Consider the following 12,636-nt stretch of genomic DNA (forward strand, 5'->3'; position numbering starts at 1 on the left):
GCGCCGCACTGGCCGAGCGCACACTCAATCGGTCACTTGGTGCACCTGGGGAGGGCGTCGGCCTTGCCTGCAGCGATGGCCCTGACGGCGCCGAGGGCATCATCGAAGTTGCCGATCTTCACCACGGTGAGCCCATCGGGGATGTGGCCGACGACCTCCGAACAGTTGTCCGCCGGAGCCAAGAAGTAGTCGGCTCCGCCGTCGCGGGCGCCGTGGAGCTTTTGTCGAATACCCCCGATGGGGCCCACGGACTCGTCCGGCTCCATCGTGCCCGTGCCTGCGATGCGCTTGCCCGCCGTCAGGTCTCCCGGGGTGAGGACGTCGTAGACCGCCAGAGTGAACATCGTTCCGGCAGAAGGCCCCCCGACTCCCCCGGCCGCGATCGTCACGTCGACGGGCAGGGTGTAGTCGCGTCCGAGGAGGACGCCGATGATCGTGGCGCCCTTGTTGTCGCGAGTCGGAACGGACAGCGCCTTCTCGACGCCCTTGCGCTTGACGACAATGGCCACGGAGCTGCCGGCCTTCTGCGCGCGCACGGCGGCCTGCACCGCGGCGGCATCGGTCGTCGGCGTCCCCGCGACGGACACGAACTCGTCGCCCGCCTCGAGCGCACCCTTGGCCGGTGAGCCGTCGGGAACCTGCGACACGATGACGCGCTCGGGCACGACGTGGCCCGTCTCGCGCAACGCGATCGCCGAGGCGACCTCCTGGGAGTCCACCATCTCTGCGGCGTTCTCCTGCTGGATCTCCTCGCGGGTCGATGCCTCGGGATAGATCTCCTCGCGCTTGAAGACCTCCTGGTCATCGCGCAGGCCGGCGACCACGAGGTCAAAGGCGTTGACGCGCACTCCCGGCCCACCGATGACGCGCACCGTGGTGAAGTCCAGGGCGCCCTTGGCCGGGTATGCCGTGGCGCCCTTGATCTGGATGATCGGCTTGCCGTCGAGCTGGCCGAGGGTGTTGGTGATCGGCCCCGGCTGGAGGACGACATAGGGCAACGAGATGAACGAGATCCCGGCCGACAGCACGATGGCGACGAACAACGCGGTGAGCATCGCGGAACTGCGGCGGCTCACGGAGTACGGGTGGAGATCGGGTGCGCCGAGGTCGTGAGGTGCGGGTGACTCGGACGAGCTCACGGCATACCCACCCATTCGGTGCCGCCGGCGCCGAGGTGTTGGTGCTTCCAGATCGGAACCTCTGCCTTGAGCGTGTCGATGAGGTCACGGCAGGCGGCGAAGGCCCCGTCCCGGTGGGGGGCCGAGGCGGCGACGACAACCGCGATGTCACCGATCTCGAGATGGCCGCTGCGGTGCAACGCAGCAAGGCGCACTGCACCCGAGCGCGCCGCGACGACGCCAGCGACCTCCGTCAGGCGGGCCTGGGCCGTGGGGTGGATCGAGTAGTCGAGGGACGCGACGTCCTGGCCTCGATCGTGGTCGCGGACGACGCCGACGAACACGGTGATCCCCCCGCACGTGGGGTCCTGAACTGCTGCGAGGACCTCGTCCACCGAGAGAGGCTCCTCACGGATCTGTGCCAGGGACACCGTGCCGGCCACCGACTCCGCACCGGTCACATCGTGCTCCACACGTTCCTCCTCGGAACTATCCCCGGGTCATCCGTGGTTGGGTATTGATGAGACCACATCTTCTCATCGCCGCCACAGGAGCCCAGCAGTGACCGATTCGCCTGACCGCCCCGACGACCCCGAGGACTCGGGCATCCCGCCGGAACTCGAGCAGGTTCTGCGAGGCCTCACGGGCGGTGGCGAACTCGACCCGCAGATGCTCGAGATGATGCGCGGCATGGGTCTGGACAAGGTCGACCCGCAGATGCTGCAGATGGTGGCCGGACAGGTCCAGGCGATGTTTGCCGGAGCCGACGAGTCCGGCTCCGTCGATGCCACGGTGGCCACCGACATTGCGCGCAAAACCGTTGCAGCAGAGGGCGATCCAGCTGTCTCTGCCGCAGTCTCCGCCGAAGCGCGTCAGGCCGTGGACGTCGCCAACCTGTGGCTCGACACCGTCACCGACCTGGACCACTCCGGACTCGTGGGTCGGGCGTGGAGCCGCGCCGAGTGGGTGGAGGCAACGATCCCCGTCTGGCAGGAGCTCGTCGACCCCATTGCCGTCGGCGTCAGCGACGCCATGGGCAACGCCCTGACCAAGCAGCTCGGCGACCTGGGTGAGGGTGGACTGCCCGAAGGACTCGTTCCCCCCGGGACGAACCCGGCCGAGGTGATGGGCCAGATGGGTCCGATGCTTCGCCGCATGCAGGGATCGATGTTCTCGGTCCAGCTCGGCCAGGCGGTCGGTGCGCTTGCCGGCGAGATCCTCACGGGTGGCGAGGTCTCACTCCCCCTCGTGCCTGCCCCCGACGTCGTCCTCATGCCCGAGGCCATCACTGCCTTCGCGCAGGGCCTCGAGATCGACGAACCGCAGGCCCGCCTCCTGCTCGCCGTCCGCGAGAGCGCCCGCACCCGTCTCTTCCACGCCGTTCCCTGGGTCGCGCCGCAGTTGCTGTCCGCCGTGCGTGACTACGCCCGCGACACGACCATCGACACCGAGGCCATCGAGGAGGGGTTGCGCTCCATCGACCCGAGCGACCCCGAGGCGATGCAACAGGCGCTGGCGGGAAGGCTTTTCGCGCCTCAGCAGTCCGACTCGCAAAAGGCCGCCCTCACCCGTCTGGAGACCCTCCTCGCCCTCATCGAGGGCTGGGTCGACGTCGTCACCGCAGCCGCGGTCAAGCAACACCTCCCCCAGGCCGATGCCCTGGGCGAAGCCGTTCGCCGCCGCCGTGCGAGCGGCGGGCCGGCCGAGAAGACATTCGCGGCGCTCGTCGGGCTCGAGCTGCGACCCCGACGCCTGCGCGACGCCGCCAACCTCTTCGCCGCCCTCGAGGCCTCAGGTGGCGCGGAAGCACGCGACGCCGCCTGGGCCCACCCCGACGTCGCGCCGTCTGCGGCAGACCTCGACGACCCGCTGGGCTACGTCGAGCGGCAGAACGCGGTCGCCGCAGGCAGTGACTCGTTCGATGCCGAGCTCGATGCCCTGCTTCGCGGTGACACCGGCACCGCCGGCAGCCCCGGCACGTCGACGGACGGCCCGTCGGCCCCGTGACCGGCCCGATCGACGCCCACGCCGGCTCCGTCGACGCGGCCGTGGCGCACGCCTTCGCGCACCTGCACGCGGAGGCGACCACGACGCTCGGCAACTGGCAGGCACCGGACACGGCCCAAGAACGGTTGCGGGCGGCATACCTGGATCATCTCCAGCGGCACCCTGACGGTGTCGCCAAGGCCGGGCCACCGGCCCATCTCACCGCGAGCTGCCTCGTCATCAGTCCCGATGGCGCCCAGGTGCTGCTGACACACCACCGTCGGGCCAAGCAGTGGTTCCAGTTCGGTGGTCACCTCGAGGTCGGCGACGCGAGCCTGTATGCCGCCGCGCAGCGCGAGGGCCGTGAGGAGTCCGGGATCGCCACGGTGACACCCGAGCCACACATCGTCCAGCTCGACCAGCACGCGTTGAGCGGCGACTTCGGGCACTGCCGCGAGCACCTCGACGTGCGCTTCGCCGCCGTGGTGGACCGCGACGTCATGCCCGAGACGAGCGAAGAGTCACTCGACGTCGCGTGGTGGGCGACCAACGACCTGCCCGCAGGCACGCGCGAGGAACTCACCAACCTCGTGGGCGCGGCACGCCGGGCACTGAGCCTGTGACCTGAGTCAGGCCGAGGCGTCCTCGACGCCCTGCTCGTCGACGTCACCCTCATCCGCGATGTCGAAGCCCTTGGCGAGCGCCACGCCGTCGAGGAAGCCGCGCGCCCGCTCGAGCTTGGGATAGGACCGCAGCAAGGTCCAGAAGTCGCGGTTGTGTCCAGCGACGAGCAGGTGTGCGAGCTCGTGCAGGATGACGTAGTCGACGACGTAACCGGGCATGTCCTGGAGCCGGTCGGACAACCGGATCGAGCCGTCGGCCGGGGTGCAGCTGCCCCACCGAGAACGCTGGTTGGAGACCCATCGGATGCTGCGCGGCCGGGCGTGCCCGCCGAGGTAGCGCTGCGACAGATCGGTCGCGCGGGCCAAGAGGTCCTTGTCGCTCGGGCGTCGGCGCCGCTCGCCAGCCTTGAGCTTGTCGAGCATGCGCGCCACCCACACTCGCTCCTCGGCCCGGGACATCGAGGCGGGGATCAGCACGACGACACGGCCGTTTTCGCGACGGGCGCTGACGGTGCGCCGACGTCGCGGGCTGCGTCGGACCTCAACGTCCTCGGTGCTCACGAAGTCAACGGTAGGCCAGAGCGCCGACAATGTCCGAGACCCGCCGTCCGACCCTCCGGTGACCAGTGAGACCCAGGTGACCAGTGTGGTCAGTGAGGCTGATTTCCCGCCTGACAGCACGCAGTGGCCGCGTGTCGGCTGAGCGTGGCACAGCACGGATTCGTGCTCAGTCGGTCTAGGGTGAAAGAGTCCTCGCCGCTCACCGCGGCACCACGACCAAGGAGTTGCTATGGCTGACGAGACCTACAAGGGCGAGTTCTACTGCGTGAAGTGCAAGGAGAAGCGCGAGGCCGAAGGCAACGTCGTCGTCTCCGACAACGGCCGTCGCATGGCCAAGGGCAAGTGCCCCGTGTGCGGCACCAACCTCAACCGCATCCTCGGCAAGGCCTGACCGCCCCGTCCTTCTCGTTGTGCGCGGCCCCCGGTTCTCACCGGGGGCCGCTGCTTTGTTCGGGCCACTGCTGTCGGGCCAGCCGATCGAGGCCTGTGGATGACGCCGGTGTCGGTGGGCCGGGGTGTGCCAGATTGTCAGGACCAGACGTTCTCGGGAGGCATCGATGGTCCAGCCGGCAATCGTCGTGGACGGTCGCGGTGGCCTCCCCGATGAGATCGCTCGTCAGCTGCGACTGGCCGGCACCGACCGAGTGCATGGCGGCCCCTATGCCGCGGACGCCGCCGAGGCTCTGCTCGGGCTGAGCCCCCGAGAGCGTCCCGCCGCCGTGATCCTCGTTGACAACCACACGGTCACGGTCGAGGCCACCGCTCCGTGGCAGCGCGCAGGCGTGATCCACCTGCCCGTGACGTGTGATGGCGCCCGCTCGGTGGTGGGGCCGCTGATCATCCCGGGACAAGGAGCGTGCTGGCGCTGCCACGCCCTGACCGCCCACGACCTCGAGGCCGTCGGCGCCCTCCCGGCCGTCGGCCGCTTCACCCTCGACCCGGTCGCGCTTCCTCCCGGCGGTCTGGGCGTCCTCACCGCGGCCATCACGGCGAGCGTCACCCTGGCGGCGGTCGCCGGAGCGACCCGCCTGAGCGGGGTCTCGACCGAGCTGGAGGTGGAGGGACCGAGCGTCGCCCACAGGCACTGGGGACGCCATCCGATGTGCACCGACTGCTCCGCATCCGGATCCGCCGCATGGCCCCCCAACACTCAGGACACAATGGCGGGGTGAGCGACATCCCCCGGCGATCCCTGACCCGCACGGCGAAGCTCGTCGGCCTGCCCCTCGGGCACGCCGGCCGGGCGGCCATGGGCCTTGGGCGTCGAGTCGGTGGCGCCCCGGCCGAGGCCATCGCCGCCGAGCTCCAGACCCGCACCGCCGAGCAGCTGTTCGCCGTGCTCGGTGAGCTCAAGGGCGGCGCGATGAAGTTCGGCCAGGCCCTCTCTGTCATGGAGGCCGCGATGCCCGAGGAGCTTGCCGGCCCCTATCGAGCCACGCTGACCAAGCTCCAGGAAGCCGCTCCCCCGATGGCGGTCGAACGGGTCCACGCGATCCTCGCCGAGCAGCTGGGCCCGCGCTGGCGGACCGCCAAGTTCCAGTCCTTCGAGGACCAGCCCGTCGCCGCCGCATCGATCGGACAGGTGCACCGGGCCGTGTGGCGCGACGGGCGCGAGGTGGCCGTCAAGGTGCAGTACCCCGGCGCCGGGGCCGCCCTCCTGTCCGACATCACCCAGCTCTCGCGGGTGGCACGGCTCGCCGGTGCGTGGATTCCCGGGATCGCCATGGGGCCGATCCTCGACGAGGTGCGCGACCGTATGAGCGAGGAGCTCGACTACGACCTCGAGGCGACGCACCAGAAGGTCTTCGCCAAGGCGTTCCGCGACGACGAGGACGTCTTCGTGCCCGACGTCCTCGCCCACAGTGACCAGGTCATCGTCTCGGAGTGGGTCGAGGGCCGTCCGCTGTCCCAGGTCATCTCCGACGGCACCGCGGCCGAACGCGACCAGGCAGCAAGCCTCTACCTCGAGTTCCTGCTCCGCGGCCCCAACCGAGCCAGCCTCCTGCACGCAGACCCCCACCCGGGGAACTTCCGGATCACGCCCGATGGTCGCCTGGGCGTCCTCGACTTCGGCGCGGTCAACCGCCTGCCGAACGGCATGCCGGCCGCAATGGGCGAGATCATCACGCACACCCTCACCGCTGACGAAAAGGCACTCGGAGTCGTCCTGCGTCGGGCGGGTTTCATCCGCCCCAACGTCGAGGTCTCTGACGCTGCCCTCCTGCAGTACCTGTCCACCTTCGTCGAGCCCTTCCAACACGAGACCTTCACGTTCAGTCGCAGCTGGCTGCGGTCGGTCTCGGCGACGATCCAGGACCCGCGCCGCGAGCAGTTCCTCGTGGGGCTGAAGTTCAACCTCCCTCCCGACTACCTGCTCATCCACCGGGTGTGGCTCGGCAGCATCGGCGTGCTGTGCCAGATCGGCGGCACCGTGTCGATGCGCGACCTCGTCTTCGCTCACGTTCCCGGGATCGACGAGGACGCCGTTCCTCCGCCGAGCTGAGCGGACGGCATACACCGTTCCTTTTGCGTATGCCGGTCTGCTCAGTTGCGCTGAGTGCTCGCTGCCGCTTCTGCCACGAGGGCGCCAATGCCATTGGGGTACAGCGGAATTCGCTCATGTGCGTCATTCACGGGTCGCCACTCGACGGGCATCGGCTGGTCGTTGTCCGTGAACATCCCGCCCTGCCTCGGGATCGTGTCGGGTGGGTCGAGCCTGCCCGAGTAGACGAAGACGACTTCGTGCCCGGGGTCGCCGTCGAGCTCGAAATGGTTCTCGAGGACACCGAGCAGAGCGGGCTCGATCAGCATCGCTCCGAGCTCCTCACGAACCTCCCTGACGACCGCCCCGAGGGAGGTCTCGCCGAACTCGACACCGCCGCCGACGAGGCGGTGGTAGCCGTCGGGGTTCTCACGAGAAGGCTCCAGACGCGCGACCGCGTGCTGAGTCCTGTCCGGGCCGAGCAGGACGACCAGCGCCGTGACCCGGATGCAGGGTCGATGCGACGAGATGGTCCTCAGGCCTTCGCTGCCTTGGCCGCTGCCTTGGCGGACTTCTTGAAGTCACGAACCTTGAGCAGGGACTCGGGGTCGACGACGTCCGCGACGGAGCGGAAACTGCCCTCCTCCGAGTAGGCGCCGGCCACCTTCTCCCACCCGTCGGGTCGCACTCCCAGTTGCTTGGCCAGCAGGGCGACGAAGATCTTGGCCTTCTGCTCGCCGAAGCCGGGGAGGTTCTTGATGCGGGTGAAGAGCTCGGCCCCAGTGGTTGCATCGGACCAGATGCGGCTGGCGTCTCCGGCGTACTCGTCACGCACGACGGTCGCCAGCGCCTGGATGCGGCCCGCCATGGACCGTCCGTAGCGGTGGACTGCCGGCGGAGTCGCGCACAGGTCGGCGAACGCCTCCGGCTCGGCCGCGGCGAGGGCGGCCGGCTCGAGCGTGCCGAAGCGCTCGAGCACCTTGGCCGGTCCGGCGAAGGCGCGCTCCATCGGGAACTGTTGGTCAAGAAGCATTCCCGTGAGGAGCGCGAACGGATCGTTGGTCAGCACCTCGTCGGCGGCCACGTCCTGGGCGATGCGGATCTGGGTTGCCATACGGCCCATCCTGCCGCATGCCCGGCGCGGCTCAGGCCCCCAGAAGGATGGCCGGACGCGCGATGGGTAGTCCCTCTCCGCGCCACGTGGCGAAGCCACCGACGAGGTCCGTGGTGCGCGACAGGCCCAACGAGCGCAGCGCGTCCGCGGCCAGGCTCGAGGTGTAGCCCTCCTGGCACATGACGATGACGCGCGTGTCGAAGTCGACGCCGGGGAGAACGGCGTCCTGGCGCGGGTCGAAGCGCCACTCGAGGACATTGCGTTCGATGACGAGGGGCGCCAGGCCCGGCGAGACCTCGCCCTCCTCGGCCCGCTGCGCGGCTGGCCGGATGTCGACGAGCCAGGCCGCGCCCGAGCGGACCTCACGCCAGGCGTCGCGCGCTGACAGGCGGTCGAGCCGGGAGCGTGCCTGGGCGAGCTGTTGATCAATACCGATGCCGCTCACCAGTTCTCACCTCGCTGCTCGACGCCGGCTGGGATGAGCCGACCGTCGACGAAGTCGTAGTGCGTCATCTGGTCGAGACGCGGCGAGTAGGCGTGCACGCTCAATGCCGCGACGTCCCCGTCATTGGTCACATCGTGAAGGTGGTTGGCGCCGAACGCCCTGCCCTCACCAGCTGGCAACCCCCGGGAGTGCACGTCGCCCTGGATCACCTGCCGTTCGGTGAGCACGCCCCGCACGGTCGTGAACGCGCCTCGGGATCCTCCGTGGTCGTGGAATCCGGTGCTCGCGCCCGGTGGCCACTCGATGACCCAGAGTTGAAGGTGGTGGGTCTCGGCCAGCTGGTGCCACCGTCGGCCGCCCGGATCCTCGGCACGCGCCGGGAGGAGGTCGGGCAGGTCCGGGTCAGCGGCGAACAGTCGCGCCACGCGCAGGAGCTGGACAGGGGTGAAGGTGTTGACGCCGGGAAGGGCCGACGTTGGACGTGCAAGGGTCATGGCTTCTCTTGGGGGGTGTCGTGGGTGGTGGTCGCGACAGAGGGCGACCGGGGCTGTGCGAGATCAGCAGCAACAGCGACAGCACATGACGGCAGCGGGCATGACCGGGAACTTCCGGACGGCTGCGGTCGACGACATGGGTAGAGCGAACCATGGCCCGTGGGACCGGTCCACCCGAAAAGTGGGGCGTCTCACGGAATGGAAGGACACGGCATACCCGGTCCCGTGCGGGCGACGCCCCACGGCCCCCGGACATGAAACGGCGCCGCCCCCAGCGTTCGGGGAGCGGCGCCGATTCCATCGGTCATCGCACGATCATGCGGACCTCGGCGAGAAGTCGCTCTCGCTCGAGGTGCACCTGCGCGCGGCGGTGTGCTTCGTGCACGTTCCGCTCGTGCAGGGTGCGGCGAAGCTGTTGCATTCGCTTGCGGTACATGGTTCCTCCAGGGATCCAGGTGGGCTGTCATGTGGTCAGTTGGCGTTCGACGGTGAGGTCATGCCGCAACCGTGTCCTTCCGCGGGCGGCCACGGGGCCGCTTGCGGGGGATCACGACGCCCTGCTCGAAGAGCTCGCCACCCCAGACGCCCCACGGCTCCTGACGATCGAGGGCACCCGCGAGGCAGGCATTCTTGATCGGGCAGGTCCCGCAGAGGGTCTTGGCGAACTCGACACCGGCAGGGGTGTCGGCAAACCAGATCTCAGCGTCGTTCTCGCGACAGGGCACGGCGTCACCGAGTTCGGCAGTGCACTCCTGTGCGTCGATGAGGTCAGTCAGCTGCATGAGTGTCACCTCCTTCTCCGCCCGGTCGGGGCGGGGTTGTGTTCTTCGATCGGTTGATGTGTGTGGTGTCTGTGGATCGACGGACAAACGAAAAAGGCCGCGGATCCCGGGTGGGTTCCGCGGCCTTTTGGCCCATCGCTGCTGTGGTCTACAGCGGCGACGCCAAGAAGGAGGCGGAGCGGTCACCCGTGATGAGGTCGAAGGCAGCATTGGCGCCGAAATCGGCTCCAGCGACGGCGGAAGGCGCCATGCCGGCAGCGGGCACACTGATCCCCTGGACCGGAACGCTGATCGGTGCGAGGGTCGGCAGTGCGCCCTGGCGCTCACGCGTGCGGAACGGAACGGTGTAGTCCGTTGCGATGCTCTTCGTGATGTCCATGCGGCCAACCCTCCTCACTGTCTTGGTGACGTCGTGACACGGCTCTTGCCGTGCTGTGTCAGATCAGGTTAGGGGACCGCCGTGACGGGGTGCAACGGAATTAATGAGTTGATTTTGTGTGAGTGCGCATCAGATGTCGGAATCCGTTGCGGCAGAACCGGATTCACTCTGAGAATTTGTTGCAGATTCGACGACGGACTCGGGAGATTCGCCGCCGAGGACGGCCAGCACCTGACTCGCGTAGAGGTCGAGCTTGCGCTGCCCGACGCCGCTGATCGCCGACAGGCTCGCCAGATCGGACGGCGTCTGCTCGGCGATGGCCGTGAGCGTCGCATCCGTGAAGACCACGTATGCCGGCACGGCGGCACCTCTCGCAGTGGCGAGGCGCCACTCGCGCAGGCGCTCGAACAACGCCTCGTCATAGGTCGCCGGGCACGTGGCGCAACGACCAACGGTGCGCTCAGCCGCTGTCGACAGGTCGGCACCGCACGTGCGACAGACGCTCCGGCGAGCCACCTTGGGCGTCTTCGCTCCTGCCCCACCACCGACCCGTGACCCGCGCTTCGGCTGCGATCGCGCGCCGTCGCCCAAGATGCTCGCCGTGCCGTCGAGGAAGCGCGAGGGGCGACGGGTCGCCCGCGCCCCCGGCGTGCGTGCGCCCGACCACGAGACGACGAGGCGGTCGCGGGCACGGGTCACTCCGACATAGAGCAGCCGCCGCTCCTCCTCGATCGCCTCGGGCGTGTCCGCCATGGAGATCGGGAGATAGCCGTCAGAGGCTCCGATGAGGAACACCGTCCCCCACTCGAGGCCCTTGGCCGCGTGGAGCGAGGCGAGCGTGACGCCCTGGACGGCGGGTGCGTGCTGTGAGGCCATGCGCTCGTCGAGCTCCCGGACGAAGGCGGGCATGCGGGCCTCACCGTCAGCCGCCGCGAGATCGTCGGCGAGCGCGGCCAGGGATGCCAACGACTCCCACCGCTCACGGGCGGCTCCCCCGGCGTTGGGCGCGTCACGCGACCACCCGGCACCGAGCAGGACATCGCGCACGAGATCGGGCAGGGACACCGACCCGTCGTCGGACCGAGCCGCCCCCCGCATGAGAACGATGGCGTCGCGCACCTCCTTGCGCTGGAAGAAGCGCTCACCACCACGGACGAGATAGGGAATCCCACGATCAGCCAACGCCGACTCGACGTTCTCGGACTGACCGTTGGTGCGGAACAGCACAGCGATGTCGGCGGGAGCAGCTCCCCCGGCGATGAGGTCCGCGATCTGGCCGGCGACCGCCGCCGCCTCGCTCGGGTCGTCGGGGTGGCTGACGAGGGTCGGCGTTGGGCCGGACTCACGCTGGGCCTCGAGGACGACGGAGCCGCTGCGCCGGCCGCCACCGGGAGACCGGAGCACGAGGTTGGCCAGCCCCACGATCTCGGGGGTCGACCGGTAGTTGCGCACGAGCTCGACCTGCTGCGCCTTGGGGTGCTTGGCGCGGAAACCGAGCAGGTGGACCGGGGAGGCGCCGGTGAACGAGTAGATCGTCTGGGCCGGGTCGCCGACGACACAGATGTCCTGCCGACCGGCGAGCCACAGGTCGAGCAGGCGTTGCTGGAGGGCGTTGACGTCCTGGTACTCATCCACGACGAAACTGCGGTACTGCTCGCGCACGGCGCGGGCGACGGCTTCGTTCTCCTCGAGGATCCCGACGAGGACGAGCAGCACGTCCTCGAAGTCGATGACCCCACGCTCGGCCTTGACCTCCTCGTAGCCAGCGAGGACGCGGGACATGGCAGTGAGGTCGAGGCCCGGCGCCTCACGCCCTGCAGCGCGCGCCGCACTGGCATAGGTCTCGGCGGTCAGCATGCTGACCTTGGCCCACTCGACCTCGGCAGCCAGGTCGCGAATACCCGTGCGGTCAAAGCGCATTCGCAGCCGACCAGCTGCTTCAGCGACAGCACCGGCCTTGTGCGGCATGACTTCGGGGGCCGCCCCACCGATGGCCTGCGGCCAGAAGTAGTGCAGCTGTCGCAACGCGGCCGCGTGGAAGGTTCGGGCCTGCACTCCGCCCACTCCGAGGTCGCGCAGACGCGTGCGCATCTCACCCGCGGCCCGCGCCGTGAAGGTGACCGCGAGCGTGCGCTGCGGTTGCTGCGCACCGGACAACACGGCATACGCAATGCGGTGGGTGATGGCCCGGGTCTTGCCCGTCCCCGCACCAGCGAGGACCACCATGGGTCCAGTCGGGTTCGCGGCGACCTCGCGCTGCTCCGGGTCGAGACCTTCGAGGATCGCGTCGGCAGTGGGGTGTGAGGGCAGTGGGGACATCGGTGCGATCCTAGATGTCAGGTCCGACCCTCCACCCTCGCCTGTCCACAGGAGCACCATGAACGCCAAGAACCCTGCCCCGGGAACCGTGACGATGTACTCGACGACGTGGTGCGGCTACTGCCGACGCCTCCGGTCCCAGCTCGACCGTGAGGGCATTGCCTACGACGTGATCGACATCGAGCGCGACGACGACGCGGCGGTCTACGTCATGCAGGTCAACGGTGGCAACCAGACGGTTCCGACCGTGGTCTTCCCCGACGGCACCGCCGCGACGAACCCGTCACTGGCCGAGGTCAAGCAGCGCCTCAGCGCCTGATCCGGTCGACCGCT

The 12,636-nt window shown here is 69.1% G+C and carries 17 protein-coding genes; 6 read left to right on the forward strand and 11 right to left on the reverse strand.

From position 1 onward, the window contains the following. Positions 1-32 precede the first annotated feature (32 nt). Entirely contained in the window at positions 33-1,139 is a 1,107-nt protein-coding gene (locus JNB_RS07180; RefSeq protein ID WP_237700628.1) for a PDZ domain-containing protein, read from the reverse strand. Beyond that, positions 1,136-1,591, reverse strand: coding sequence for a molybdenum cofactor biosynthesis protein MoaE (locus JNB_RS07185; protein ID WP_009775770.1), 456 nt, complete (start codon positions 1,589-1,591; stop codon positions 1,136-1,138). The genes JNB_RS07180 and JNB_RS07185 overlap by 4 nt, the downstream gene beginning before the upstream one ends. 88 nt (positions 1,592-1,679) lie before the next feature. Between JNB_RS07185 and JNB_RS07190 the strand changes: the two genes are divergently transcribed. Then, on the forward strand, positions 1,680-3,125 hold the full coding sequence (locus tag JNB_RS07190; protein WP_009775771.1) for a zinc-dependent metalloprotease: 1,446 nt from the start codon (positions 1,680-1,682) through the stop codon (positions 3,123-3,125). Beyond that, complete coding sequence (locus JNB_RS07195; RefSeq protein WP_009775772.1) at positions 3,122-3,727, forward strand: NUDIX hydrolase; 606 nt, start codon at positions 3,122-3,124, stop codon at positions 3,725-3,727. The genes JNB_RS07190 and JNB_RS07195 overlap by 4 nt, the downstream gene beginning before the upstream one ends. A gap of 6 nt (positions 3,728-3,733) precedes the next feature. Here JNB_RS07195 and JNB_RS07200 read toward each other — a convergent pair whose 3' ends face one another. After that, complete coding sequence (locus JNB_RS07200) at positions 3,734-4,288, reverse strand: M48 family metallopeptidase (RefSeq protein WP_009775773.1); 555 nt, start codon at positions 4,286-4,288, stop codon at positions 3,734-3,736. 229 nt (positions 4,289-4,517) lie between these two features. Here JNB_RS07200 and JNB_RS21660 point away from each other — a divergent pair, with 229 nt between their 5' ends. From JNB_RS21660 to JNB_RS07210, 3 genes are all read left to right on the forward strand, one after another. After that, positions 4,518-4,679, forward strand: a complete 162-nt coding sequence (locus JNB_RS21660) for a DUF5679 domain-containing protein (RefSeq protein WP_009775774.1) — start codon at positions 4,518-4,520, stop codon at positions 4,677-4,679. A 166-nt stretch (positions 4,680-4,845) separates the two neighbouring features. Further along, entirely contained in the window at positions 4,846-5,460 is a 615-nt protein-coding gene (locus tag JNB_RS07205; protein WP_009775775.1) for a hypothetical protein, read from the forward strand. Beyond that, entirely contained in the window at positions 5,457-6,791 is a 1,335-nt protein-coding gene (locus JNB_RS07210; protein ID WP_009775776.1) for an AarF/ABC1/UbiB kinase family protein, read from the forward strand. The genes JNB_RS07205 and JNB_RS07210 overlap by 4 nt, the downstream gene beginning before the upstream one ends. Before the next feature lie 41 nt (positions 6,792-6,832). Here the strand turns inward: JNB_RS07210 and JNB_RS20900 are convergent, their stop codons facing one another. The 8 genes from JNB_RS20900 to JNB_RS07250 form a co-directional block, all read right to left on the reverse strand. Beyond that, positions 6,833-7,309 carry an NUDIX domain-containing protein gene (locus JNB_RS20900; RefSeq protein WP_202795261.1) on the reverse strand — a complete coding sequence of 159 codons (477 nt, stop codon included), beginning with the start codon at positions 7,307-7,309 and terminating at the stop codon, positions 6,833-6,835. Next, on the reverse strand, positions 7,306-7,884 hold the full coding sequence (locus tag JNB_RS07225; RefSeq protein ID WP_009775778.1) for an HhH-GPD-type base excision DNA repair protein: 579 nt from the start codon (positions 7,882-7,884) through the stop codon (positions 7,306-7,308). The genes JNB_RS20900 and JNB_RS07225 overlap by 4 nt, the downstream gene beginning before the upstream one ends. A 31-nt stretch (positions 7,885-7,915) precedes the next feature. Continuing rightward, positions 7,916-8,329, reverse strand: a complete 414-nt coding sequence (locus JNB_RS07230) for a rhodanese-like domain-containing protein (RefSeq protein ID WP_009775779.1) — start codon at positions 8,327-8,329, stop codon at positions 7,916-7,918. Next, positions 8,326-8,823 (reverse strand): cysteine dioxygenase family protein, encoded by a 498-nt coding sequence (locus JNB_RS07235; RefSeq protein ID WP_009775780.1) that lies wholly within the window; start codon positions 8,821-8,823, stop codon positions 8,326-8,328. Before JNB_RS07235 ends, JNB_RS07230 begins: the two co-directional genes overlap by 4 nt. A 304-nt stretch (positions 8,824-9,127) precedes the next feature. Beyond that, on the reverse strand, positions 9,128-9,259 hold the full coding sequence (locus JNB_RS22145; RefSeq protein ID WP_009775781.1) for a hypothetical protein: 132 nt from the start codon (positions 9,257-9,259) through the stop codon (positions 9,128-9,130). Between the two features lie 58 nt (positions 9,260-9,317). After that, a complete protein-coding gene (locus JNB_RS07240; protein WP_009775782.1) occupies positions 9,318-9,605 on the reverse strand; it encodes a WhiB family transcriptional regulator in 288 nt (95 codons plus the stop codon). A 148-nt stretch (positions 9,606-9,753) separates the two neighbouring features. Next, positions 9,754-9,984, reverse strand: coding sequence for a hypothetical protein (locus JNB_RS07245; RefSeq protein WP_009775783.1), 231 nt, complete (start codon positions 9,982-9,984; stop codon positions 9,754-9,756). Positions 9,985-10,113: 129 nt separating this feature from the next. Then, positions 10,114-12,303 (reverse strand): ATP-dependent DNA helicase UvrD2, encoded by a 2,190-nt coding sequence (locus JNB_RS07250; protein WP_009775784.1) that lies wholly within the window; start codon positions 12,301-12,303, stop codon positions 10,114-10,116. Positions 12,304-12,361: 58 nt separating this feature from the next. Here JNB_RS07250 and JNB_RS07255 point away from each other — a divergent pair, with 58 nt between their 5' ends. After that, positions 12,362-12,622, forward strand: coding sequence for a mycoredoxin (locus JNB_RS07255; protein ID WP_009775785.1), 261 nt, complete (start codon positions 12,362-12,364; stop codon positions 12,620-12,622). Positions 12,623-12,636 lie beyond the last annotated feature (14 nt).

This window comes from Janibacter sp. HTCC2649 (assembly GCF_000152705.1).
Classification (GTDB): Bacteria; Actinomycetota; Actinomycetes; order Actinomycetales; family Dermatophilaceae; genus Knoellia.

Coding starts and splice junctions, on each gene's coding strand:
- JNB_RS21660 (WP_009775774.1), top strand. CDS start 4,518: ATGGCTGACGAGACCTACAAGGGCGAGTTCTACTGCGTGAAGTGCAAG.
- JNB_RS07205 (WP_009775775.1), top strand. CDS start 4,846: ATGGTCCAGCCGGCAATCGTCGTGGACGGTCGCGGTGGCCTCCCCGAT.
- JNB_RS07225 (WP_009775778.1), bottom strand. CDS start 7,884: ATGGCAACCCAGATCCGCATCGCCCAGGACGTGGCCGCCGACGAGGTG.
- JNB_RS07235 (WP_009775780.1), bottom strand. CDS start 8,823: ATGACCCTTGCACGTCCAACGTCGGCCCTTCCCGGCGTCAACACCTTC.
- JNB_RS22145 (WP_009775781.1), bottom strand. CDS start 9,259: ATGTACCGCAAGCGAATGCAACAGCTTCGCCGCACCCTGCACGAGCGG.
- JNB_RS07240 (WP_009775782.1), bottom strand. CDS start 9,605: ATGCAGCTGACTGACCTCATCGACGCACAGGAGTGCACTGCCGAACTC.
- JNB_RS07245 (WP_009775783.1), bottom strand. CDS start 9,984: ATGGACATCACGAAGAGCATCGCAACGGACTACACCGTTCCGTTCCGC.
- JNB_RS07250 (WP_009775784.1), bottom strand. CDS start 12,303: ATGTCCCCACTGCCCTCACACCCCACTGCCGACGCGATCCTCGAAGGT.
- JNB_RS07255 (WP_009775785.1), top strand. CDS start 12,362: ATGAACGCCAAGAACCCTGCCCCGGGAACCGTGACGATGTACTCGACG.